23 protein-coding genes, 2 tRNA genes and 1 pseudogene are annotated in these 23,041 nt (G+C 65.5%); 10 read left to right on the top strand and 16 right to left on the bottom strand.

Annotated features, from left to right (window positions below):
* The 7 genes and pseudogenes from ABZZ22_RS16050 to ABZZ22_RS16020 form a co-directional block, all read right to left on the bottom strand.
* Positions 1-293, bottom strand: a pseudogene (locus ABZZ22_RS16050) (HNH endonuclease); the annotation flags it as partial.
* A gap of 563 nt (positions 294-856) precedes the next feature.
* Positions 857-1,387, bottom strand: coding sequence for a putative immunity protein (locus tag ABZZ22_RS16045; RefSeq protein WP_354933031.1), 531 nt, complete (start codon positions 1,385-1,387; stop codon positions 857-859).
* Positions 1,388-1,400: 13 nt separating this feature from the next.
* Positions 1,401-2,375: a ribose-phosphate diphosphokinase gene (locus ABZZ22_RS16040; protein ID WP_354933029.1), complete on the bottom strand. Its 975-nt coding sequence runs from the start codon at positions 2,373-2,375 to the stop codon at positions 1,401-1,403.
* 74 nt (positions 2,376-2,449) lie between these two features.
* Positions 2,450-3,916 carry a bifunctional UDP-N-acetylglucosamine diphosphorylase/glucosamine-1-phosphate N-acetyltransferase GlmU gene (gene glmU / locus ABZZ22_RS16035; protein WP_354933027.1) on the bottom strand — a complete coding sequence of 489 codons (1,467 nt, stop codon included), beginning with the start codon at positions 3,914-3,916 and terminating at the stop codon, positions 2,450-2,452.
* Between the two features lie 76 nt (positions 3,917-3,992).
* Entirely contained in the window at positions 3,993-4,229 is a 237-nt protein-coding gene (locus ABZZ22_RS16030) for a DUF6752 domain-containing protein (RefSeq protein WP_354933025.1), read from the bottom strand.
* A gap of 1 nt (position 4,230) precedes the next feature.
* Positions 4,231-5,832, bottom strand: a complete 1,602-nt coding sequence (locus ABZZ22_RS16025; protein ID WP_354933023.1) for a class I SAM-dependent methyltransferase — start codon at positions 5,830-5,832, stop codon at positions 4,231-4,233.
* Positions 5,829-6,260, bottom strand: coding sequence for an adenylyltransferase/cytidyltransferase family protein (locus ABZZ22_RS16020; RefSeq protein WP_354933021.1), 432 nt, complete (start codon positions 6,258-6,260; stop codon positions 5,829-5,831). Before ABZZ22_RS16020 ends, ABZZ22_RS16025 begins: the two co-directional genes overlap by 4 nt.
* Positions 6,261-6,506: 246 nt before the next feature.
* Between ABZZ22_RS16020 and ABZZ22_RS16015 the strand changes: the two genes are divergently transcribed.
* Both ABZZ22_RS16015 and ABZZ22_RS16010 read left to right on the top strand, forming a co-directional pair.
* Positions 6,507-7,289, top strand: a complete 783-nt coding sequence (locus ABZZ22_RS16015; RefSeq protein WP_354933019.1) for an alpha/beta fold hydrolase — start codon at positions 6,507-6,509, stop codon at positions 7,287-7,289.
* 39 nt (positions 7,290-7,328) lie between these two features.
* On the top strand, positions 7,329-8,054 hold the full coding sequence (locus ABZZ22_RS16010; RefSeq protein ID WP_354933017.1) for an SUMF1/EgtB/PvdO family nonheme iron enzyme: 726 nt from the start codon (positions 7,329-7,331) through the stop codon (positions 8,052-8,054).
* Positions 8,055-8,095: 41 nt separating this feature from the next.
* Here the strand turns inward: ABZZ22_RS16010 and ABZZ22_RS16005 are convergent, their stop codons facing one another.
* A complete protein-coding gene (locus tag ABZZ22_RS16005; protein ID WP_354933015.1) occupies positions 8,096-9,322 on the bottom strand; it encodes an MFS transporter in 1,227 nt (408 codons plus the stop codon).
* A gap of 184 nt (positions 9,323-9,506) precedes the next feature.
* On the opposite strand from ABZZ22_RS16005, the gene ABZZ22_RS16000 reads away from it, so the two are divergent.
* The gene (locus ABZZ22_RS16000; RefSeq protein ID WP_354933013.1) at positions 9,507-9,830 is read left to right on the top strand and encodes an NIPSNAP family protein; all 324 of its coding nucleotides are present in this window, start codon (positions 9,507-9,509) and stop codon (positions 9,828-9,830) included.
* A 577-nt stretch (positions 9,831-10,407) separates the two neighbouring features.
* Positions 10,408-10,977 carry a hypothetical protein gene (locus tag ABZZ22_RS15995; protein WP_354933011.1) on the top strand — a complete coding sequence of 190 codons (570 nt, stop codon included), beginning with the start codon at positions 10,408-10,410 and terminating at the stop codon, positions 10,975-10,977.
* A 22-nt stretch (positions 10,978-10,999) separates the two neighbouring features.
* Here the strand turns inward: ABZZ22_RS15995 and ABZZ22_RS15990 are convergent, their stop codons facing one another.
* Positions 11,000-12,460 (bottom strand): hypothetical protein, encoded by a 1,461-nt coding sequence (locus ABZZ22_RS15990; RefSeq protein WP_354933009.1) that lies wholly within the window; start codon positions 12,458-12,460, stop codon positions 11,000-11,002.
* Positions 12,453-13,562, bottom strand: a complete 1,110-nt coding sequence (locus ABZZ22_RS15985) for a hypothetical protein (protein WP_354933007.1) — start codon at positions 13,560-13,562, stop codon at positions 12,453-12,455. The genes ABZZ22_RS15990 and ABZZ22_RS15985 overlap by 8 nt, the downstream gene beginning before the upstream one ends.
* Positions 13,563-14,113: 551 nt before the next feature.
* Between ABZZ22_RS15985 and ABZZ22_RS15980 the strand changes: the two genes are divergently transcribed.
* Both ABZZ22_RS15980 and ABZZ22_RS15975 read left to right on the top strand, forming a co-directional pair.
* Positions 14,114-14,971, top strand: a complete 858-nt coding sequence (locus ABZZ22_RS15980) for a tyrosine-type recombinase/integrase (protein ID WP_354933005.1) — start codon at positions 14,114-14,116, stop codon at positions 14,969-14,971.
* Positions 14,972-15,124: 153 nt separating this feature from the next.
* Positions 15,125-17,038: an AAA family ATPase gene (locus ABZZ22_RS15975; protein ID WP_354933003.1), complete on the top strand. Its 1,914-nt coding sequence runs from the start codon at positions 15,125-15,127 to the stop codon at positions 17,036-17,038.
* Positions 17,039-17,072: 34 nt separating this feature from the next.
* On the opposite strand, the gene ABZZ22_RS15970 is transcribed toward ABZZ22_RS15975, so the two are convergent.
* The 3 genes from ABZZ22_RS15970 to ABZZ22_RS15960 form a co-directional block, all read right to left on the bottom strand.
* A tRNA-Gln gene (locus tag ABZZ22_RS15970) sits at positions 17,073-17,158 on the bottom strand.
* A 93-nt stretch (positions 17,159-17,251) separates the two neighbouring features.
* Positions 17,252-18,070 carry a hypothetical protein gene (locus ABZZ22_RS15965; protein ID WP_354933001.1) on the bottom strand — a complete coding sequence of 273 codons (819 nt, stop codon included), beginning with the start codon at positions 18,068-18,070 and terminating at the stop codon, positions 17,252-17,254.
* 77 nt (positions 18,071-18,147) lie between these two features.
* Positions 18,148-18,226 (bottom strand) — tRNA-Gln (locus tag ABZZ22_RS15960).
* A 195-nt stretch (positions 18,227-18,421) separates the two neighbouring features.
* On the opposite strand from ABZZ22_RS15960, the gene ABZZ22_RS15955 reads away from it, so the two are divergent.
* Together ABZZ22_RS15955 and ABZZ22_RS15950 are read left to right on the top strand one after the other, a co-directional pair.
* On the top strand, positions 18,422-18,700 hold the full coding sequence (locus ABZZ22_RS15955) for a GlsB/YeaQ/YmgE family stress response membrane protein (protein WP_354932999.1): 279 nt from the start codon (positions 18,422-18,424) through the stop codon (positions 18,698-18,700).
* Positions 18,701-18,828: 128 nt separating this feature from the next.
* Positions 18,829-19,203 (top strand): PLDc N-terminal domain-containing protein, encoded by a 375-nt coding sequence (locus tag ABZZ22_RS15950; protein ID WP_354932997.1) that lies wholly within the window; start codon positions 18,829-18,831, stop codon positions 19,201-19,203.
* Positions 19,204-19,351: 148 nt separating this feature from the next.
* Here the strand turns inward: ABZZ22_RS15950 and ABZZ22_RS15945 are convergent, their stop codons facing one another.
* Genes ABZZ22_RS15945 through ABZZ22_RS15935 form a run of 3 tightly spaced genes read right to left on the bottom strand, consistent with a single transcriptional unit; the run spans position 19,352 to position 21,281 of the window.
* A complete protein-coding gene (locus tag ABZZ22_RS15945) occupies positions 19,352-20,158 on the bottom strand; it encodes an ABC transporter permease (RefSeq protein WP_354932995.1) in 807 nt (268 codons plus the stop codon).
* The gene (locus tag ABZZ22_RS15940; RefSeq protein ID WP_354932993.1) at positions 20,146-20,919 is read right to left on the bottom strand and encodes an ATP-binding cassette domain-containing protein; all 774 of its coding nucleotides are present in this window, start codon (positions 20,917-20,919) and stop codon (positions 20,146-20,148) included. The genes ABZZ22_RS15945 and ABZZ22_RS15940 overlap by 13 nt, the downstream gene beginning before the upstream one ends.
* Positions 20,916-21,281, bottom strand: a complete 366-nt coding sequence (locus tag ABZZ22_RS15935; RefSeq protein ID WP_354932992.1) for a hypothetical protein — start codon at positions 21,279-21,281, stop codon at positions 20,916-20,918. Before ABZZ22_RS15935 ends, ABZZ22_RS15940 begins: the two co-directional genes overlap by 4 nt.
* Before the next feature lie 61 nt (positions 21,282-21,342).
* Here ABZZ22_RS15935 and ABZZ22_RS15930 point away from each other — a divergent pair, with 61 nt between their 5' ends.
* Complete coding sequence (locus ABZZ22_RS15930; protein WP_354932990.1) at positions 21,343-21,864, top strand: helix-turn-helix domain-containing protein; 522 nt, start codon at positions 21,343-21,345, stop codon at positions 21,862-21,864.
* Positions 21,865-21,935: 71 nt separating this feature from the next.
* On the top strand, positions 21,936-23,033 hold the full coding sequence (locus tag ABZZ22_RS15925; RefSeq protein ID WP_354932988.1) for an ATP-dependent DNA ligase: 1,098 nt from the start codon (positions 21,936-21,938) through the stop codon (positions 23,031-23,033).
* Positions 23,034-23,041: the final 8 nt, after the last annotated feature.

Genomic DNA, 23,041 nt, shown 5'->3' with positions numbered 1-23,041 from the left:
TTGATCTGCGACCTGGCCGCACCTTTGTCGACCAGCAGCTCGGCCCGCATCCACGCGGAGGCGTCCTTGTCGCCGGTCTCGGCGGCGATGTCACCCGAAACAGCCAGCACCCGCAGCGTCAACGCAGCCTGCTGTGCCTGGAGCTTCTCCACCCAGGCCAGGAAGTCCTTCTTCTGACTGGTGCGCCAGTAGGTCGGGTCCATCGCGAGGAGCTGTTCGAGGGAGGTTTCGATGGCAGCAAGAGCAGATTCGAGAAGGTCGGTGGGGCCGGTTCCCCAGTGGTCGATGCTCATGGCTGTCACCTCCCTTCAAAGGCGTGTCGTAGTACCTCCGGTTCTACCTCTTCCACACCTCCTTTGATACCTATCTGCCCAGGTCAAACACACTTTTCGCGATGAGTGAACGGCGGCGAACCTGTGGATGGTAAGTGGCCCGAAGGGCCACCCCTTCCACCCCACGCGCATCACCGTTCCGAAGCAAGATCCCCTCCGCGCCACACCCGGGCCGCCGCCCCGATAGCCAGCCAAATCTTTTCTCGACTTGGTCCGGTGTCCAGGACCGCGAAGCGGCCGGCGTAGCCGGCGGCCGAAGGCCGTCCTTGACGCCGGGGCATGTCGAGAACACCCTCGAAGAAGGGTCGGCGGCCCACATCAGCCTTCGGGCGAAAGGCTTCCGGCAGGGAGGTCTCGACAAGCTCGACCACCGGAAGACCGTGTTGGTCTCGACACGCCTCCGCCTAGCGGCTCCGGCGGCTCGACCAGCGGGGCGAGGTCGACAAGCTCGACCAGCGGGGCGAGGTCGACAAGCTCGACCAGCGGGGCGAGGTCGACAAGCTCGACCACCGGAGCCGACACCGTCAGCGAAGCGACCTCAAGCGCCCATCCAGCTCACACATGAGCGAAGCAACCCGGTTCCCCCCACCAGACAAAGCGGGATACCGCACAAGCACATCGACAAGCCCCGGCGTAGCACGATCGACAGCACGGTCCAGCGACACCGAAGCAGCCCCAAGGTCGCCCGAAGCATCGATCTCCGCGATCCGAGCGACGCTAGCAGCAGCACGCAGGATGTGCCCGACCTGAGCAGCGTCGGCGAGCGGATGAAGATATGCCGCCGACGCGGCATCGCCAGCACAACGCGCCGCCAGCCGAGAGGCCTCGGCGGGCGCCTCCTTGGCCGCGCGATGAGCGTCCATGGAGGTGACCCGCTGCAGCTTCGTACGCCTCGTACCGCCGACGAACTCCCAGGCCGCATCCAGCGCCAACCTGGGTCGATGGTCGTCGGGACGAGCCGCCTCGAAGACCGGCAGGACCTCGGCGGCGGACTCGGCGACGTAGCGGGCGACGACCCGCAGCTCGTCCGTCGTCAGCTCGAAGTCGCCGGTCACGGAGAAGCCAGCGTCAGGCGTGACCGTCGAACATCGAGGTCACCGAGCCGTCCTCGAAGACCTCACGGATCGCACGGGCGAGCATGGGGGCGATGGAGAGCGTGGTGAGCTTGTCGAACTGCTTCTCCTCCGGCACCGGGAGGGTGTTGGTGATGACGACCTCGATGGCCTTGGAGTTCTTCAGCCGGTCGACGGCCGGGTCGGAGAGGATCGCGTGGGTGGCGCAGATGATCACACCGGCCGCACCCTCGGCCATGATCGCGTCGGCGGCCTTCACGATCGTGCCACCGGTGTCGATCATGTCGTCGGTGAGGATGCAGATGCGGTCCTTGACCTCACCCACGACACGGTTGGCGACGGTCTCGTTGGGCCGGTTGATGTCGCGGGTCTTGTGGATGAACGCCAGCGGCGCTCCACCGAGCCGCGCGGCCCACCGCTCGGCGACCTTGATCCGGCCGGCGTCGGGCGACACGACCGCCAGCGGCTGGTCGCCGTACTTGTCCTTGATGTAGTCGGTCAGCAGCGGCAGCGCCATCAGGTGGTCGACCGGGCCGTCGAAGTAGCCCTGGAGCTGGTCGGCGTGGAGGTCGACGGAGATGATCCGGTCCGCACCCGCGGTCTTGAACATGTCAGCGACCAGACGCGCCGAGATCGGCTCGCGACCACGGTGCTTCTTGTCCTGGCGGGAGTAGCCCCAGAACGGCATGACGACGGTGATCCGCTTGGCCGAGGCCCGCTTCAGCGCGTCGACCATGATCAGGTGCTCCATGAGCCACTGGTTGATCGGCGCCGTGTGCGACTGGATGACGAACGCGTCCGAACCGCGCACCGACTCCTCGTAGCGTACGTAGATCTCGGAGTTTGCGAAGTCGTAGGCCGCAGTCGGCGTCAGCTTCGTGCCAAGCAGGTCAGCGACCTCCTCCGCTAGGACCGGGTGGGCCCGGCCGCTGAAGAGCATCAACTGCTTCTCGGTGGTGCGCTTGGTCATGTGCTGGCTCCTACCCCCGGGGTCACTGCCCTTGGATTCTCCATCAACTACGCCGCCGGACCCAACCCCCGACGTCACTCCCCTGTCGCCGGGGGTTCACCGATGATGGGTACGCCCGCCTCGAGCGCTTCCTCGGCAGCGGCTGCCTGCGGCGTGCCCGCCCTCTTCGACAGCGTCCATCCCTCGATGGTCCGCTGCTGACCTGCGGAGACGGCCAGCGCACCGGCCGGCACGTCCTCGCGGATCAGGGCCTCACCACCGGTCGTCGCACCGTCTCCGACGACCACCGGGGCGACGAAGGTCACACCAGAGCCCGACTTCACGTGGCGCCCGATCCGGGTCTTGTGCTTGTTGACCCCGTCGTAGTTGGCGAAGATCGTCCCGGCCCCGATGTTGGTGCCCTCCCCGATCGTCGCGTCTCCGACGTAGGACAGGTGCGGCACCTTGGCTCCCACGCCGATGGTCGAGTTCTTGACCTCGACGAAGCCGCCGATCTTGCCGTCTTCACTGAGCACCGTGCCCGGGCGCAGGTAGGAGAACGGCCCGACGTTGGCACCGGGTCCGACGACGGCGAGCTCTGCCTGCGTACGCACCACTCGGGCGCCGTGGCCGACCTCGGTGTCCTTCAGCGTGCAGTCGGGACCGATCACCGCGTCCTCGTCGATCCGGGTGGCACCGATGAGCTGGGTGCCCGGCAGGATGGTGACGTCGGGCGAAAGCTCGACGTCGGCGTCGATCCAGGTCGTGGCCGGGTCCATCACCGTGACCCCGTCCTTCATCCACCGGGTCACGATCCGGTCGTTGAGGATCTTCCCGAGCGCGGCGAGCTGAGCCCGGTCGTTGGCGCCCTCGGCCTCGCTGACGTCGTCGAGGACGTACGCGTCCACGCCCAGCCCGTCGGCGACAGCCAGCTCGATCGCGTCGGTGAGGTAGAACTCCTTCTTGGCGTTGTCGTTGCCGATCCTGGGCAGTACGCCGGCCAGGAACGCCCCGTCGAAGGCGATGATCCCCGAGTTGATCTCGGTGATCGACCGCTGCTCGTCGGTCGCGTCCTTCTCCTCGACGATCCCGCTGACCCCCGCACCGGGCCCATCACCGGCGCGCAGGATCCGGCCGTAGCCGAAGGGCTCCGGGACGATCCCGCTCAGGATCGTCGCAGCCCGCCCGGCGGCCTCGTGGTCGGCCACCAGCGCGCGCAGCGACTCCCCGCGCAGCAGAGGCGTGTCGCCGTACGTCACCACGACCGTCCCGGCGGCGACCGACGCCGTCTCGACCGCCATCCGCACGGCGTGTGCCGTGCCGAGCTGCTCGCCCTGGACCGCGATCACGGCCTCGGGGAGGATCTCGGCGATGTGTGGCTCGACCAGCTCCCGCTGGTGTCCCACGACCGCGACGACCCGGGACGCCCCGGCCTCCGAGACCGCGGCGAGGACGTGGCCGACCAGACTCCGCCCCGCGATCTGGTGGAGCATCTTGGGAGTCTTGGACTTCATCCGGGTGCCGCCCCCGGCGGCCAGCACGATCACGGTGAGCTCGCTCATGTCGGCTCAGTCTAGGGTCACGAAGCGTGAGGCCGTGCCGCAGGTCGTGCGACGCGCGCGAGCGCCTCGACGAGGCTCAGATCCGGGAGCGGTACTCCGCGAGGATCTTCTCCGCCTTCTCCTTGTCGGCGTCCTGCAGCGGGATGAGCAGCTCGGCGACCACGTCGGTCAGCTCGGCGACGCGCCGGTTGAGCTGGCGCTGCTCCTGCACCTCGGCCTCGAGCGCCTCGATGCGGCGGACCATCGAGGCACGCGTGCGGGCCGCGTCGCGCGCACCGCGCGCGATGTTCTTGATGCTGGATTCGTCGGACATGTCAGTTTCCTTCTGCACGGTGTCTGGGGGAAGGCCACGAGGCGCGCAGCCGCGCGACGCCCGGCAGCGGGTCGCCGAGCATGTCCTGCCCATCGCTGATCTCGAGATGCTCGACCACCCCGCCGGCCGCCTCGATCTCGGCCTGGACGACGGCAGGGTCGACGCGACGTACGAGGCCCTCGGGCTTCGGCTCGGGGAGGTTCTCACCGGTGACCGCGAACTCGAGGTAGAGCTTGCCGCCGCCTGGGCGCAGCGCCATCTTCGACAGGGTCCAGAGCTGGCTTCGCGCGCCCTTGTCGAGGCAGCCGATCAGGTCGCGGGCGTAGAGATGGTGGGGGTCCCGGGCCAGCCGCGCGCCCAGCGTCAATGTCTGCCGGAGCTCGCCGAGGATGAGCTGGTCGGCGGTCACCGAGAGCTTGTTGCGGTTGGCCCGTCGGCGAACCGCCGCGACAGCGGCCCGGGAGAAGTCGAGGGCCTGAACCTGGTGACCCTCGCGGGCGAAGTAGCGCGCGTCGCGCCCGACCGCACCGGCCCCGATCTCGACCACCTTGGCGTCCTCTGGCAGCTGCTCGAGAACCCACTCGCCGAAGGACGACTGCTTGCCCTCGAGGTCACCTTTGTGGCTGCTGTGGAACTCGGTCCAGTGCCCCATGTCGGTGCGGAAACCGCGCAGCCACCCGTCCAGGCGACGTACGCCGGCCGGCGGGTCTGCGTACTTGAACGACGGGTCCGGGGTGCGCCATTGCGGACCGTAGATGAAGGCCAGCATCTCCTCGGGCTCGGCGGGAGCCGGGAAGTCGTAGCCGTGCAGGTTGATCGTCGACACCGGCACGATCGCCTCACGGCGCAGCCGGCCGGAGCGGTTGCCGAGCTGGTAGAAGACCGGCTCGCCGTCCTCGTCCGGCACGTAGAACGCCACGAAGATGTCGATGTGCACCTTCCGGCCGTCGGAGACCTGGTGCAGCACCTTGATGTCGCCACCTGACATCCGCAGGATGCTCCAGCCGCGCTCGCGCATGATGCGCTCGATGGCGTACGACTCAGTGATGATCTCGGCCGGGACGGTGTGCTTGGAGAGGTAGCAGACGTCGGTGTCGGAGTCGTGCCCGAGCATCCGGCCCTCGCGGATCGCGCCGAGGAGCGCGCCGTAGTTGAGGTAGGCCTCGACGCCGACCACGTCGCGGAGGTCGGCGAGGACCCGCTGGGTGCCGTCGAGGATCTCTGCGCGGATGCTTTCGTCGGTGGCCTCGAACGAGCGGGTCAGGTGGCCGACCTTGTCGACGCTGAGCGGGTTGCCGCTGCCGTCGACGATCGAGATGGCTCCCTCACCGGAGCCGAGGGAGATCTTCTCCTCGAAGAGCACCTCGCCCTCGTAGTCGGCGATGGTCATCGTCGCGGAGCCGTTCAGGAACCGGGTGAGGACGTTCGGCCACGGCACCAAGGTGCCGCCGGCCGCCGGGTGGCCGTCACGCTCGGGGGTGAGGGACCAGACGTACTGGCCGTCGACGGAGAGGACCAGGACCTGCGTGGAGGAGTTCCGGACGAGGACCCCCTCGTCGGAGATCTCGAACTGTTCGCCGGGCGTGAGGGCGCTGACGGTCACGAGACCTGGGCACCTTCTCGCGCGATCGCCTTCCGCAGGGCGGTGCTGCTGGTCTGGAGGGTATAGGGGAAGTAGACCACCTCGACGCCGACGGAGGCCATCTTCATCTCGAGGGCGTCACCCTTCTCGGTGCCCTTCCAGTCATCGCCCTTGAAGAGGTGGGTGAACCCGACCTCGCGCCAGGAGTCGACCTTGTCGGTGGTGCGCTCGGCGTAGACCGCGTCCACGATCCCGATCGCCTCGACGATCTCGAGCCTCTCGACCAGCGGGACGGTCGGGATGATCCCCTTGGCCGTCTCGCAGACCTCGTCGGAGACCACACCCGCAATCAACGTGTCGCAGCGCTCGCGCGCCTGGCGAAGCATGTTGAGGTGACCGATGTGGAAGAGATCGAACACGCCAGGTACGTAACCGATGACCGGTCCCATGCCCACGCTTCCTCCAAGTGTTTGTCGAGTAGTTTGGGCGACTTTACACCCTGCTCCCCCACGGCCCAGATACAGGCCAGTATCCATGCCTTCCCGCGCAACTTCGGAATCACAAGCGCGACACGCGGACGTCCACAGGAAGCCCGGTGACCTTACCCGAAAGTGAACAGCGCATGGCCATTTCCGCCCAAACCCCGCTCACGCGGTCGGCATGACCCCGAGGAGGACAAGCGCTAGCCTCCATCCATGGAGGTCGTCGAGATCGACGGGTTGCGCCTTGCCTTCCGGCGAGCCGGGAGCGGTCCTGCGGTCGTGTTCGTCCACGGCGGCGCAGAGGACGGCCGCGCCTGGACCCCACAGCTCGACGCGCTCTCCGACGAGTTCACCGTCATCGCATGGGACGAACCTGGAGCTGGCGGCTCGGGCGACGTACCCGCAGGTTTCGCGCTGAGCGACTACGCAGATCGCTTGGCGGGTCTGATCCGCACCCTGGACATCTCTCCGTGCGCCCTCGTCGGGCTCTCCTGGGGAGTGACCGTGATCCTGGAGCTGTATCGACGTCACCCGTCGCTGGCGCGAAGCCTGGTGCTCGCGGACGGCTACGCCGGCTGGCGCGGCTCGCTCGGACCCGCCGAGGCCGATGCCCGGCTCGCCGGTCTGCGCGACCAGCCGGAGGACGGCTTCGACCCGACCCTCCCGGGCCTCTTCGCCGGCTCTCCGCCGGCGGAGTTTCTGCCCCTGTTGGAGACGATGGCAGCCGACGTACGCCGCCACAGCATGCTGACCGCCCTGACCGCGATGGCCCGGGCCGATCTGACCGACGTGCTCGACACGATCCGGGTGCCCACCCAACTCATCTGGGGCGCACTCGACGCGCGGTCGCCGTTGTCGGTTGCCCACGAGTTCGCTCGCCGAATCCGGGGCGCCGGCCTCGCCGTCGTCCCCGACTGCGGTCACGTCAGCAACCTCGAGAACCCGCAGATGTTCAACGACATCCTCCGCGGCTTCCTCCGCCGCCACGCCGACTGAGCCGCGCGAGCACTCGACGCCGTACGAGAGGATGCGCGTGTGCTGATCGACATGGTTCGGCTGCCTTCTGGCGGCCCTGTCGCCGAGGCCATCGTGGACCGCCGGACCGGGCGGACGTGGACGGTCGAAGTCGATCCGTTCGAGATCGCTACGACGGTCGTCACCGTCCGGCAGTGGAACGCGGTGTTCGACACGATGACCGCGCCACATGAGGCGGACCTCCCGAAGGTCGATGTCAGCTGGCGCCAAGCGATCACCTTCTGCAACGAGATGTCCCTGAGGGACGGACTCACCCCGCCCTACGCCATCACGACGGTCGAGCCGCCTGCCCGTGGAGACAGCACCTGGACTCCGCACGACGAACCAGCCCCCGACGACTGGCGCGTGACGTGGGACCGAGAGGCGAACGGGTATCGACTACCCACGGATGCGGAATGGCAGGTCGTCTGCCGGGCAGACTCGACCGGCCCGCGCTACGGCGACCTGGACGACATCGGCTGGTACGCCGACAACTCCCAAGGATCGCTGCACCCGGTTGCAAGGAAGATGCCCAACGCCTGGGGGCTGTTCGACACCTTGGGCGGGGTGTGGGAATGGTGCTGGGACCTCTATGACGCAGAGGTGTACGGGTCGTACCGCATCATCCGAGGTGGCGGCTGGAGCGACGCACACTGGAGCTGCCGGGTCGGCGTCCGTCGCAAGACCAATCCGCAGGCTGCCTTCGACGACCTGGGCTTCCGCATCGCCCGAACGATCACCGACTGACGCCGACGCTGCGGTCTACCCGCCGTGCCCTCCTGCTTTCCTCATTCGTGGCGAGCTGTACGGAACGGTGAGCCGAACACGACCGCTGCCGCGATCACGAAGAGAGCGACAGCCACCCACAAGGCTTGGCGAAGCCCCAGCAGCTGGGCGACCAGACCACCAGCCAGAGCACCGACCACAGCGCAGGTGCGGTTCGCGGACCGGATGCTCGCATTCATCCGCCCCTGGAGTTCATCCGGTGTCACCGCTTGCCGATAGCCCAATGAGTTGGAGTTCCCGACGCCCATGCCGAACCCGGCCATCACCTGTGCGGCAGCGAGGATCACGATGCCGGCTGCGGTCGGCGGTGCCAGCGCAGAAGCTCCCCATGCCACCGGTGCGACAGCGAAGCCGAGCAGCGTGGCGCCTCCCGCCCCCAGACGAAATCCGGCTTTGACAGCGAGCAGTGCTCCGGCCAGACCGCCGACGCCGGTGAACGCCATGACCACGCCATAGCCGAGCGCACCGAGTCCCAGCTCGCGCAGTGCGAACGGCGCGAACGCCGTCAGCGCCATCGCGTTGCCGATGAACCAGATGTGGGTCGAGATCGCGTGCGGGGCGATGGTGCGATGGCGGTAGATGTAACCCACCCCGACGCTGATGTCCGCCAGCACCTGGCTCGGCGTGCTCGGCCGACGCGGCAGCGGAGGCTCCTCGACGCGTAGACGAGCGTTCATCACCGCCCCGAGCGCACAGGTGAGCACATCAGCGACGACCGCGAAAGGCGCCCCGATCAACGCGACCAACCCGCCGCCCAGGGCCGGTCCCGACGTCATCGCGACCGTGTCGCCCTGATCGATGCGCGCGTTCGCCGAGAGCAGCGCTCGCTTCGGAACCAGCCGGGGAAGGAATGACTGCCGCGCAGCGATCTCGAGAACAGAGAGGGCACCGACCACGAAGAGCACGGCAGCTACTACGACCAACGTGAGGGCGTCGGCCAGCCACAGCACCGGGATGGCCAGCAGGGCGACCGCCTGCGCCGCGTTCGACCAGACCAACAGCGGTTTGCGTCGCACCCGGTCGACGAGGACACCCGCGAAGAGCCCCAAGAAGGCGTACGGCAGAACTCTGGCGGCGTTCACGATGCCGACCTCCATAGGCGAGGCGACCAGCACCTGGACGACGAGCACCTGGACCGCGACGACCGAGACGGCGGTGCCGAACGCCCCCGTCGTCGACGCCGTCCAGTAACGGACGAAGGCGGGGATCTTCATCGCCTCGTCCCTCATGCGGAGGGAGCCTATGATGCGACATCGGCCCGGCCGCGCGGTTTCCGAGGAAAGCGCCCATGTTCCGCCGCTACCTCGTCACGGCAGGCGTTGCAGAACGGCGGTACGCCGAGGTCCGGGATTGAAGCCTTGCGCAGACGAGCGACCGGCGGGTGAACGCGTCGTCGACGCCTAGGCTGGAGCCATGATCACGTGCGTCATCGACTACACGGTCGATTCGAGCAAGCTGCAGGACTTCGAACGGTTCGCCCAAGCGTGGATCGCGCTGGTCAACCGGCACGGAGGGACCCACCACGGGTACTTCCTGCCAAGCGAGGGCGCCAGCGACAAGGCCCTCGCGCTGTTCTCCTTTCCCTCCCTCGCCGAGTACGAGCGATTCCGAGCCCGCTTTGGCACCGACCCAGACTTCATCGCCGCGGACGCGATACGAGAAGAATCAGGATGCGTCCGGCGGTACGAGCGGACGTTCATGCGCCCGGTGCTGGACGGGCGCCTGCCCGAACGCTGAGGGACAGCGGCATCGGGCGGCACCGCGGCCCGCGGACGGAGCGATCGGCCCAACTCTCGGCGACTCGATGGAGCTGTGGCCTGCCAAGACGCAGGTCAGCGTGAGTTTTCTGCTCCCCGGGTAGGAGTCGAACCTACGTCGCTAGTCCTGATTCAAAGGCACGCTCCCACCTGCGCCTGAGCGCGAACGACTGCCACCGAGTAGCGCCGACTGTGCCTGGGTTGGTGTGCCGTCCGCGTGCCGTTCAGCCAGGCAACTCATAGACCCCTGGCGTGGCCCTAGCCAGGTTGCTAGTGCGGGGCGTCTCGGACGAAGAGCCGCACTCAGCGGTAAATCGCGAGCACGTCGAGCATCACGGCCGGACCTTCGAGGAACGAGTCATCGTCGTCGTCTCCGGCTTCTGAGCCTCCGCTGCCTTGCGCTCCTTGCGCGGTAGCAGAGATGCTCCGGGTACCTTAATACCAACGGGTCAGTGGCGATCCTGATGCGCGGGAACGCGGTTCTGTGACATCTTCTTGGTGTGTCAGAAACTGATGCGCCGAACCCACGACGCTCGCGTACAGGGACGACCGATTGGGTGGCGCTCCTCGTTCGTCTTGCGAAAGCCGCCCTTGGTTCAGTTGTGGCGCTAGCCGGCGCAACGGCCGCAATCTCGACTGCCCTATACATTGTGCTCCCGAAACTCGAACCACGAGACAAATTAGGAGCCGAGCTAACTCACCTAGCGGTGGCGCAGAACGTGGGCTACAGGGAGTACGAGTACCAAACTGGATTCCCTGTCGATAAGGAGCGCTGGGGCGACTTCGGTGTCATGGTGTGGGTTCACGCCAACCTTGCGGGTTATGAGGACCGCAAGTACAGCGTCAGAGTAAGAGCATACGACGCCAAGTCGCTCGAAGTGATCGAGCCGACGGATATACACGTCACATTCGCTACCTGCGAGATGCGGTCCCCGGATGCGCGCGAGGATGGGGTTGCATGGCGCTGCTGGCTTACTATGCCCCCGCCTGGAATCGAATACTTCGTTCGCGCCGAACTGGTAGACAATGGCAACTTAGAGGAACTCGAAGAAAGCGAAATAACGTACGCCAATCTTCTGTATTTTCAGGACAGCAAGGCCGTAACAGTGGTTGAACCAGAGGCTTAAATTCGACAATCCAATGTTGGACTCAAGGCTGGGAGACGTCATGGTCTCTTGTACCCATGGAGCGCGAGAAGTCCAGGGAAAGAATGGCGCCCAGGGACTCGGCGACCGCTGGCCCCGCGATCTCACCGAGGCAGCGAAGTGTGGCGTTGAGCAGGTAGCGGTGCTCGGTCGAAAACAGGTGATCGAAGGCGGGTGACTTATAGGACTCCCCACCCAAGAGCGCATCGAACACGGCAAGTTCAATCGTCTGTAGGAGTTCGCGAGAGACCGCGGAGTTTGCTCGATACCTCTCCACGAGGTCTACGTACACGGGAACCCAGCTAGGCCGTTGCGCGACGAGATCATGAAGAGACGGCATCTGTAGTTCAAGTCGAGCCGCGCCGGCGGCACCGTAGGCATCGTGAACACGCCGAACCATCAGGTTGGTCAGTTCATCTGCCCTGGCGAGCAGATTAAGCACCTGGTCATCGTCCGGGTCCCCGGTGATCACTGCCGTGCTGGTCCTTTCCAGGATTTCGCTTGGGGACCTGCGATCCAGTTCGCCAGCGTCCGTGATCGCTGCCAAAGACAACGCGACCAACGCGTGGCCGCTCAGAACTTCGCGCGTCGGTTGCGGCAGGACCCCGCCTTCGCTTACCCGACGCCCGAAGGTCGCAACAGCCCGGATAGCCTCGTGCGGCTGTGCACGCAGCGCGTCGTGCCGCAGGAATGCCACGAGGTCACTGGGTAGATGACCTAGCCCTTTGAGTTGGACGTCCGTGCGCCTCTCGGCCTCCATGCATTGAGCGCCATCGATGTGAGCAAAGGTCTCTGGTGCCCAAGCGCGTGTCTTCTCGCGGTCACTCAACGTCGCTACGTCCAGCATGCCCACACCGAGGCGACGAGCTAACGCACGACCCCTCCTAGAGATTGTCTGCCGCACCAACACAGCCCGCTCGAAGCCAAGGAAACGCTGTAGCCCAGACAGCCACAACAGTCGGTCCGGTTCGCCCGATTGCCCTTTACCACTCTTGCATTCCAGGATCGATCGGGTGACGCGCAAGCGGCCGTCTACATCGACGGCAAGTACGTCGATATCGGTTAGGACATCACGACCGCTGTCTGCCTCGACGCGGATCGGCCCCCGCAAACGCACGAGCGCACCGTCAGTGAACTCAACGCGACCTACACGCCGTTCGAGATCGGCTCCCAAGTTACGCTTCGTTCCGACGTCGGATGGGCGTCCGCCTGCTCCTCGCCGCACGCGCTTCGAACCTCCAGCACGGGTGTTGGCCGATACGCCTTGCGATGGTGTCCCCTGCTTCGCCGGCTCCTGGATCTCCGATGAAGACTCGTCTGGTTCCGGAGCATCGGAGGCATCGTCAAGGCTTGAACCGGCATCCACCTGAGCACCAAGCTTCTCCTCGGCAGTGCTTGGAGAATCGCTCTGGTCGGTGTTGTCCTCGGATACCACGGGTTCCAGAGGTAGTTCCTCGTCAGGCACCGAACGAACCTCCCGAAGCCACATCACGGAGAGCTGCAACCAGGCGTGCCGCTTCGCTGTCACTCGTCTCTGCCATCGCGGCCATCCGCGCCCTCTCGGCCTCAACGTGGGCATATGAGCGTTGGTCGCCAAGGCTGTACAGGCTCCCTACGGAAGCACTAGAGGAACCGATTCGAGAGTCAATAATCTCTAGTGCCGCCTCCGCCACCTCCGACTGCAAGAGGATCATGCGATGCGCGCCGTTCCACGTACCCGGTGCCACTCGGATCGTTCCAGCAGTCTCGAGCATCGGGTAGTCAGTCCCAATCTGGCGAACATTTCCCGCTTCACCGTCCCGGATCAACTTGGACAGAAACGCACTGGGATTGTGCAACTTCCACGTAGCGAAGGTTGCTGCGTAGATCATGCTCCCAACGAGTTGACGCACATGGCCAGACGGATCGTTTCGCCCTGCACCGAATGGATCATTCTTGAGATGAGGGCTGAAGAGAAAACCTTCTTCGACGCCGTCCGAAGTCTGCACGATCGACCTGTCCACCAACCCCTGAGAAACAGCGAAGTCGATCCATTTCTTCTCAGTCGAGGTTACGTGCTTCTCGGGAATCCCCGGCAGGCCAGATACTTCCTCGAGAAGTGCACCTACCTCGGCGCTGGCCCGCGCGTCGTCCGCGCGAAGGGCGGCGGTCACAACCTGCTCATCGTTCGTCCAAATATTGGGGTTGAAGAGGACAGGACGGTCGACCTCCCGGTCGATACGTCGTAGCAGGCCGACTGCGGCGAGGTGCTCGATCGCTTGAGATGCCGCTTCGTCCCCGTGCACCGATCCGGCCTGTTTCGCCGCTTCCTCAGTCAGTGGCTGAAGGCTCGTCGCCCGGAGGATCACAAGTGCAGCACGCTCAAGCGGCGATGCCATGAGTTGATCCAGAATCCTGGCGGCATCGTTGATGAGCACTTCGTTGGGCGGGATGAACGCTTCGACTTCAAGCGGTTCATTATTCTCACCCCGCCGACATCCAATCCATCCTAGAGTTTCCATGATCGGGAGAATTTCGCGATCGAGATGGCGGCTCCCAATGTGAGCTTCGATCGCAATGGCGCCCACACGTTTCGCCGATGAGATTTGAGAGTTCCGCAGACGCCACGCCAGCTCGTAGACCTGACCGGCGAGTTGAAGAGTCTCAAGCGCAGCATGTGCTGACGAGATGGTGTATGTCGAAAGATGCCGCCCGAGACCTAGGAGCAGCTCCGCGTCTGAAAGCACTAGTCCCCTCCGCCGAATTCGCCGCCGCCTGAAGCACGGCACGCCGATTGACCGCAGCGTATCGATGCGTCTTCCGCTGGGCGACAGGTTGCCTGATCTCTCCAGATCTGTCACTAATATTGGGGTCGTTCATGCCGCGCAAATCACACCCCTCATTGTCTACCCGGAGACTCGCGGGCATCAGAGACCTCGAGTTCGAAGAGCGCGCCAGAGAGTTGTTCAGGAACAATGCGCAGCATCCTGACGCCTGGGATTGAGCAGTAGTACCGATGGAGGTCTGGATTGGTGCTCCATGCATCCCAGCGGAGCAAGCCGATACCTCGATCGCGCGCAACGGCGGCCGCACAGTCGATCAGGAGCCGCCCGACACCAGGCTGCCCATGAACACTCGCGTGCAGAAGCTCACCACGACCGACATTCGCGGCCTGCTCGTCACCTTGGCGACCGAGGGAGGTGTTCAGGGTAGGCCGCTCTCTCACCGGTCGGTTGTCTACGCCCTGACGAGCCTCTGGCTCGTTCTCGACTACGCCGTCGAGTCCTGGCTGATCCAGAAGAATCCCGCCGACGCGGTGAAGACACCGAAGAAGCCCGTCGAGGACGAACCTGTACAGATCACCACCTGGGGCCGTGACCAGCTGATCGCGTTCCGCCACCACTTGGCCAGCCTCTCAATCGAGGCGCTCGCCGCCGAGCCATGGTTGAGCGCCGGCTACCGACTCAGCCTTGCAGGAATGCGACGCTCCGAGGTGCTCGGCCTTGCCTGGGAAGCGGTCGACTTCGAGAACGGCGAGGTGCATGTCCATGCGTCGAGGGTGAAGACCGGGTGCAAGAAGATCACCGAGCGCGGAAAGGCCAAGGCCAACAACTCAGTCCGGTGGGTCCCGGTCGAGGACGTAGTGCCCGGCACCGTTGCCGCCCTCCGAGAGCTCTGGATGTTGCAGGGTCGCCCTTCAGGCGACTCACTGGTCATCCGCGACGCTGTCGGCGAACTGGTCCACCCGGACGCGTTCAGCGTTCGCTTCGACAAGTTGGTTGTCGCTGCAGGACTCCCCCACCTGACCGAGATCCACCACCTCAGACACAGCCTTGCCCGCGCACTACACGAGAACGGATTCAAGCCCATTGAAGGCGCTTCGCTGCTCGGCCGCTCTCTAGCCACCCACCTGCAGAACTACCTGCCGACAGGCGACGAGTACGTGAGGGGAGCCCGAGAACGGCTGCGTGCCCTGTTCGCTGAAGCCGTCCAGTAGCGCGGACCGAACACATACCCAGATTGGGGTAGGTCGACGATCATCTAAGCCGAAGGATCCGGCCCGGACGGCGGTCACCCATAGTGTGATGACCCGGTCAGGTATCCGGGTTGGATGCTGAGCCACAGTCGCAGTCATCGGGATGAAAGCAGGATGTCGGTGCGGGTCTCAAAGATCGCCTTCAAGGGTTACCAGCGACTCGCCGACACGGCATGCAACACCAGCGGCAAGATGATTGCGTTCCTCGGTCCAAACGAGGCGGGCAAGACGACTGTGCTGCGAGCGCTGGACTGGTTCGCCAACGGCGAGGGTGCACTCCCGGCCATCGCCCGCAACAGCAGAACCCCGCCGGTAGAGGGGAGTGCAGTTGTCAACGTCATCTACTGGCTGGACCCGGAGGACCTGAAAGTTATCGAAGACCTCGACTTGGCAGAGCCTCCGTACCTTTTTGTTCGTGGTCGTCGTGCCGACGGAGAGCGCGAAAGCGGTCTCGTACCTTCGGGGCGTCGAAACGAGGCCCCTTTCGAGAAGGCTCGCGAGCTCTTTCAAATCGCGTTCGAGTCCGAGGGTCCGTTCGACGAAGACGAATCCGAGCCACACCTCGCACACTATGCCGCGACAGTCCAAGAGGCCATGGAAGACGCCGACGGCGGCTGGGACGAAGAGTGGGATGAACACTGGGATGGCGCACTCGATCGCCTCGAAGGTATCGGCGCATTGGACGCCATAGAGTCCCTGAACCAGGTACGCATGATTCTCTCGGCGGAGCATCCGGGCGACTCAGCATGCGGCATCCTGAGGAAGCGCGCCCCGGGGTTCATCTTGTTTGGCGAGGAGGACCGCAGTCTCAAGTCGTCCTACGACCTCGCCGACGAGAGTCTCCGCAGTTCCCCACCCAACGCCCTCGCGAACCTCGCGTGGGTCGCCGACCTTGACCTCGCCGATCTGTGGGAGGCGATAGAGACAGACCAGGTACGGAAAGCACGGACCGCGGAACGACAAGCGAACGATGCGCTGAAGGCTCGCCTTGGCCCAAGGTGGCGACAGAACAGCCTCGACGTCGAGTTCAACGTGAGCGGAACTCAGATCGAGATCAACGTCAGCGAGCACGCCTCCGACGGCGCGATCACGCCAGTCGAGGAGCGCAGCGACGGCCTCCGCACCTTCATCGCCCTTGTCGCGTTCCTGGCCCGCCACGAATTCCAAGTGCCGCCAGTGCTCCTCGTCGATGAGATCGAGACTCATCTGCACTACGACGCTCAAGCCGATCTGATTGAGGTACTTACCTCCGACGTCGAGGCCACACAGGTCTTCTACACCACCCACTCTCCCGGCTGCCTGCCGCGAGATCTCGGTACCGGCGTCCGACTGGTCCAGCCGATCCAGAACCGCTCGGATGCAAGTCGTCTCCGCAACGACTTCTGGACCATCGACGACAGCCCCGGCTTCACTCCCCTGCTCTTCGCGATGGGCGCAGGAGCAGCAGCATTCTCCGCCTTCCGTAGAGCGGTCTTGACCGAAGGCGCTGGAGACATGATTCTGCTTCCCAGCCTCATGCGGCTTGCCACAGACTCGGCCGACCTGGACTATCAGGTGGCTCCCGGTATCGCGAGCTACCACGGAACCGGACTCGAACTCGAAGAGGTCGCTGCCCGCGTCGTCTACCTCGTAGATGGCGACGAGGGCGGGAACAAGCACTTACGACGACTGCACGACGAGATGAAAATCCCCAAAGATCGGATCAAGCAGTTTCCAGCGCCCAAGGCAATCGAGGACTTTGTTCATCCCGACCGCTACCTCGAGCTGGTCAACGCCTTCTTCCTCAGCACAGGCAACAAGAAGGCCGAGCTCCGCTTCGAGGATCTGGACAAGGACGCCTCAATCAGCAAGGCGGTCGAAGCATGGTGCACGGAGCACAAGATCAAGGCTCCGGGCAAGACCGTCATCGCCACCCAGTTGATCACTGAGACAGACTCCCTGAAACTCGCCGACGGAGCCAGAGAGACGCTCGCCGCGCTCCACGTCGACATATTGAAGGCGCTCAACGCGGCGCCATCGGGCAAGTAGGCCCGAGGTTAGATGACCTCGGGCCGTTTGCCTGCTCCCCGGGCAGGAGCCGAACCTGCATCGCTAAATCTTGGTTCAAAGCCAAGCGGGCCCTGCCGGCACGTGAGAGGTGCTCGAGGACGGCGGCGCGCCCTGTTCGCCGACGCTGCTGACGCCGCCGTTGGGTCGCGCTCAGGTGCATCGGCGCGCGGCCGGAGCGCCCTACGCGTGACCTCAGATTGGGTTCCACCCCTGCCATGCTGCGACACCAACTACGCCAGCGACGATCGTCGCGGCTCCGACCGCGAATGCCCAGGGCCCTCGTATCCAACCGGGGATGTGAGAGCCTTGGGTTTCGCCGTGCGGTTCCTCGATGCCATGTGCCACAGCGGAACTCGACCCCGTCGAGTGGGCAGTGGTCACGTTGAAAACGCTCCGTTTAGCGTTGTGAACGACTACGTTCACGGCCTGAGTCGCCACCTCCGGGGAAGGCAGGTCCGCCCCATGGATCCCGGCCGCACGCATTTCCGCCACCAACGACACGAGCACCGTCCGCGTCCGGTCGAGCACGCCAAGCACCGAGTTATCAGAGACGGCCCAGTAGAGTTCGTGAATGGCCTGCCCATAGGGGGCTTGGTGGTTCATGTAACGCACGAGATCAGGCATCTTGGGATGCTGGAGCCTGACTATGCCACCGTCAGCGGCCGCCACCATGTGCTCAAGTTGAGCGACGCCGTAGCGGATCTCGACCTCTTCCTTGATGACTTCTTGCGCGAACTCAGGCAGAGCGCTGTGGGCAATCCGTTTTCCCGTGTAGATCGCGTTGAGGGTCGCGCCATCGATCACGATCGGGGCGACGACCGTCCTGTAGCCCGGGAGCTCGTCGTCAGGTTCGTAGCCATCCAATTCACGTCTTGCCCAGTCCCTCAACTCGGCAGAGTTCGCCCTTCCACCCAGTGCGACACAATTGCGCAACGTCTCGGCAAGAGGCGTGGAGCTGCTGAGGGCACCTTCCTCAATCTGAGAAAGCAACCCCTCGGCCGACCTAGCCATGCGGTGAATCCTCCCCGTATCCCTAGGGATACCTCCTGCTCGACCGCCCGAGGTCAAACGACCTCGGGCGGTTGCTGCTCCCCGGGTAGGAGTCGAACCTACGTCGCTAGTCCTGATTCAAAGTCAGGCGGGCCCTGCCGGCAGACCAACCGGGGAACGTACGCCGAAACGCACGGGACAACTGTAGACGGCGAACGTCTCGCTCACCGCACTGACTCGTGCAGGGAGAGCAGCGACGTGATGCTCGGTCGCTCGCTTCGGGAACCCGTCGGCGGCGGCTGAGGCCTGATCCCGGGGTTTGCCGACGCTCGTCACGTGTTGGCCTCGGAATCAGCGATTCCAGGCGGTTGGATGCGATACGTTGCCGACATGCTCATCCTCGCGATCATCCTCTTCGGCATCGTGGCCGGCGGCGTGGCCCAGCTCATCCTCGGTCGTTCGATGAAGGACATCGATTGGACGACCGCCGTGGTGACGGGCCTCCTGGGCTCCTTCGTCGGTGGCCTGGGGCTCAGCCTCTTGACCGGCAACGGCCTCGATCTCCACGCGACCGGGCTGATCGGGTCGATCCTCGGCGCGTTGCTCCTCACCTGGGCGTGGGGGTTCTGGCGCCGCTCCCGCCAGGACTGAGTCACCCCATACGGGTGAAGCGGCACCCGTAGCCTGCGATCAGACTCGCCCCCACTGGTCATCCTGCATGTGCAGGATCAAACGAAGAGGGGCTTGTCTTGGACGCCATATTGAAGGATTTCGGAACCGTGCTGCTCTGGACGCTCTGGATCTTCATCTGGGTCGCCGCACTGATGGTCTGGATCCGCTGCATCTTCGACCTGTTCGGCGACACATCGCTCAGCGGCTGGGCCAAGGCCGGATGGGCGGTCCTCCTCGTCCTGCTGCCCTGGGTCGGCGCGGTGATCTACCTGATCGCCCGCGGCCGCAGCATGAACGAGCGCCAGCGGGCCAAGGCCGAGGAGCTGGAGGCGGCCCAGGCCGACTACATCAAGAAGGTCGCCGGCGGCCCGGCCGCACCGGCCTCCCCGGCCGACCAGATCGCCAGCGCCAAGGCCCTCCTCGACGCCGGCACCATCGACCAGGGTGAGTTCGACGCCCTGAAGGCAAAGGCACTCGCCTGAGTCTCCGGCGGTGATCGCCTCGAGCCCGATGCGGGTGGACACACACCCCACACCCGCATCGGGTGACGCCAGCGAGTCACGGTCGTTCGAGGGTGGAGCCAAGGAAGCCCAGGAGTCTGACGCCTGACCTCTGAGTCTTCGCGCAGACTCAGACGACGTCGCGGCGCAGAGACACAGCGGCGGCCAACGCCGAGGCAGCCAGGGCGTACCCGAGGAGTACGAGCGCCCCGACCAGGGGCGCTTGGATGACGGGTCCGTCCAGGCCCGTCTCGGCCGCGATCATCTCCAACAGCGCGGTCGATCCGGTGAGTGCGGAGGTGGCTCCGCCGGGCAGGAAGGAATAGAGGACGTTTCCGCCAGGGAGGATCATCATCAGGTTCTCCACGAAGTAGAAGTAACCCAGAGTGATCCCGATCGCGAGCAGCTGGTGCCGCGCGACGGCTCCGATGCCGACTCCCAGCAGCATGTAGATGGCGGCGGCGACGCCATATCTCGCTGCGATGCCGAGGATGGCGCCCAGCCCGAGCCCCGGCTCGATCCCGTGCACGGTGGCTCCTGCATAGATCCCTGCAGCCGCCGTGCACGCCATGACCACCCCGTACGCCAGGCCCAGCGCACCGTAGGCGACCAGTTTCGCCACCAGTACGCGGCCACGCTTCGGGACCGCGAGAAAGGTGGTGGCCAGAGTGCGATGCCGGAACTCGCCTGTGATCGCCACCGTGCCGATCACGGCGGGCGCGAAGAGAGCGACGCCGAGGAGGCTCAGGACACCGGAGACGCCGTCGACCGTGTCCAGGCCAGGCATCGGCGGGGTCGTGTTCTCCGGCCCGGTCAGTGCGACGAGGCCGGTGAGGCCACCACCGCACGCCACAGCGGTGATCAGTGTCCACAGAGGCAGCCGAGTCCGAGTCAGTCGCACCGCCTCGCCACGGATCGCATCTCTCAGCTGTCGCATGCCATCTCCTCCTCGATCATGCTCAGGTAGGCCTCCTCCAGTGAGGCGTGATCGCCGATGAAGTCGCTCAAGGAACCGGCCCAGAGAGTGCGGCCACCCTCGATGAGCACCAGGTCGTCGATGACCTGCTGCAGCTCGGTGAGCACATGGCTGGACACCAGGACCGTCCCGCCTGCGTCGGCGAAGGCTCGCAGCAGCCTGCGCAGCCAGACGATGCCTGAGGGATCGAGCCCGTTGGTCGGCTCGTCGAGGATCAACCCGGCCGGCTGTCCCAGCAGGGCCGTCGCCAACGCCAGCCGCTGCCGCATCCCGGTCGAGAACCTGCGGACTCGTCGACGCGCCACGGAGAGCAGACCGGTCTCCTCGAGCACCTGCTCCACCCGGTTGCCGGACACACCGATCAGGGCGGCCTGGGTCTGCAGATGTCCGCGGGCGGTCATCCCCGGATGGGCGCCGGCCAGGTCGCCGACGACCCCCAGCACTCGGAGCGGGCAGCTCAACGCGGCGTAGGGCACCTCATCGATGGTCGCGGTGCCCTGGTCCGCACGGGCAAGTCCGGTGAGGATGCGCAAGGTGGTGCTCTTGCCCGCGCCGTTCGGACCGATGAAGCCGGTCACCCGCCCTGGCCGGGCGATCAGATCGACCCGCGTCAACGCGGGCATCGACCCGAAGGACTTGGCCAGGCCCTCGGTACGCAGGGTCGGGCCGGACAGCACCTCACTCTCCTTCGCCGCGATGCCCACGGCCTCAGCAGCGCTCATGGCCGGGCCAGCGCGTCGAGCTCCGCCGCCAGGTCGGCGGCTTCCGGGGTGCTGACCAGCAGCTCGTCGAACCCGGCACCGGCCTCCCGGTCGCGCAACCGGATCCGAAGCAGGGGCAGCCCACGCGTCATCGAGACCAGCCTGCGGGTGCCATCGGGGTGCCGAAAGGTGCCCAGCTTGCGAAAGCCGGATATCGCCGGGCCAGAACGCCAGCCGAGGATCTCAGAGCTCCATCCCGACATCACCTCCACCGAGTCGATGGCACCGAGAGCGACGCAGTAGCGCGCACGGCCGACCATCAGCCGCTCCCAGCCGGGAAAGGCGAGCGTCAGCAGATGGTCCTCGACATCGAGGGTCGTCATGTCGTCTCCTAGAATATGATCAGACCAAGAACATTCTCAGAATGAGAATAATGGAGGGCCGATGCCGTCGCAAGGCAATATCACCGAGGTCGTGGCGCACCCCGTTCGACTTCGGGTCCTGCAGGCAGTGGGAGGTCGCGACCTGACCACCGCCCAGCTGCGGGAGCTGATGACAGACGTCCCCCAGGCGACGCTGTATCGACACATCGCCGCGCTCGTCGACGCCGGCGTCCTCGCCGTGGCTTCGGAGAGGCGGATCCGCGGCACCGTCGAGCGCACCTACACGCTGGGCGAGCAGATGGCTCATGTCGAGAAGGCCGAGCTGGAGACGCTCTCTGATGAGCAGATCAGGGCCAGCTTCCTTGCCTTCATCGGTGAGCTGCTCCGTACCTTCGAGAGCTCCCTGAGCCAGAGCGAGGCGATCCGCAGCCACCTCGGGTTCGGCACGGGCGCGCTCTACGTGGACGAGGAAGACCTCACCCGGATCCAGCAGGGATTCAACGAGCTCATCGCTCCCTACCTCCACGAGGCGGCAGACAAGCGACGGGTGATGCTGTCCACGGTGCTCCTGCCCACCGAGTAGCGCCGGCGAACGGATCACCTACCCCACCGAATGAGGCGGCGGTCGCCCTGCGGCTGACCTATCGTGGCCGTGTGGACCTACCCGTGATGCCACCCATCAAGCCGATGCTCGCGAAGCCCGTGAAGGGCGTGCCGACAGACGGCGGCTACGCGTTCGAGCCCAAGTGGGACGGGTTCAGGTGCATCGTGTTCAAGGACGGCGACGAGGTGGAACTGGCCTCGCGCAACACCAAGCCGCTGACCCGCTACTTCCCCGAGGTGGTCGAGGCGCTGCGCGAGTCGCTGCCGGAGAAGATCGTGCTCGACGGAGAGATCTTCGTGGCGATCGGCGACCGGCTGGAGTTCGAGGTGCTGCAGCAACGGATCCACCCGGCCGAGTCGCGGATCAATCTCCTGGCGGAGGAGACGCCCGCTGCGTACGCGGCCTTCGATCTGCTCGCGCTGGGCGACAGGTCGTTCCTCGACGAACCTTTGACGGAACGGCGCACTGCGCTGCAGGACGTCTTCACTTCCGTGTCCTCCAACAGCGTCCATCTATGCACGACGACGACCGACCCCGAGGTCGCCCAGGACTGGTTCACCCGGTTCGAGGGCGCCGGGTTGGACGGGGTGATGGCCAAGCCGCTGGACGCTCCCTACATCCCCGACAAGCGGACGATGCTGAAGATCAAGCACGCGCGTACGGCTGACGTGGTCGTCGCCGGCTACCGCGAGCACAAGACCTCCACCCCGGAGGCGCCGCTGCTCGGGAGCCTGCTGCTGGGTCTCTACGCCCCTGGGGAGGACGGCCGGCCGGAGCTGCAGCACATCGGGGTCTCGGCCTCCTTCACCGCCGCGCGACGCGCCGAGCTGTGGCAGGAGCTGCAGGAGCTGGTCGTGCCGATCGAGGACCACCCATGGGGCCGCTGGAGCGAGTGGCTGACCGCCAACCCCGACCGCGTCCCCGGCACCCAGAGCCGCTGGTCGCAGGGGAAGGACCTCTCCTTCACCCCGCTGCGTCCGGAGCGGGTCGTCGAGGTCGGCTACGACCACATGGAGGGACGCCGGTTCCGGCACACCGCCCAGTTCAAGCGCTGGCGCCCCGACCGTGACCCGGAGTCCTGCGGTTACGACCAGCTCGAGGAACCCGTGGCGTACGAGCTGGCGGAAGTGCTCGGAGTGCCCCGCTGAACAGCACC

It is taken from the genome of Nocardioides sp. NPDC006273 (genome assembly GCF_040613495.1).
Classification (GTDB): domain Bacteria; phylum Actinomycetota; class Actinomycetes; order Propionibacteriales; family Nocardioidaceae; genus Nocardioides.
The sequence above is the reverse complement of the archived record's forward strand: the minus strand, read 5'-3'. Positions and strand labels throughout refer to the sequence as shown.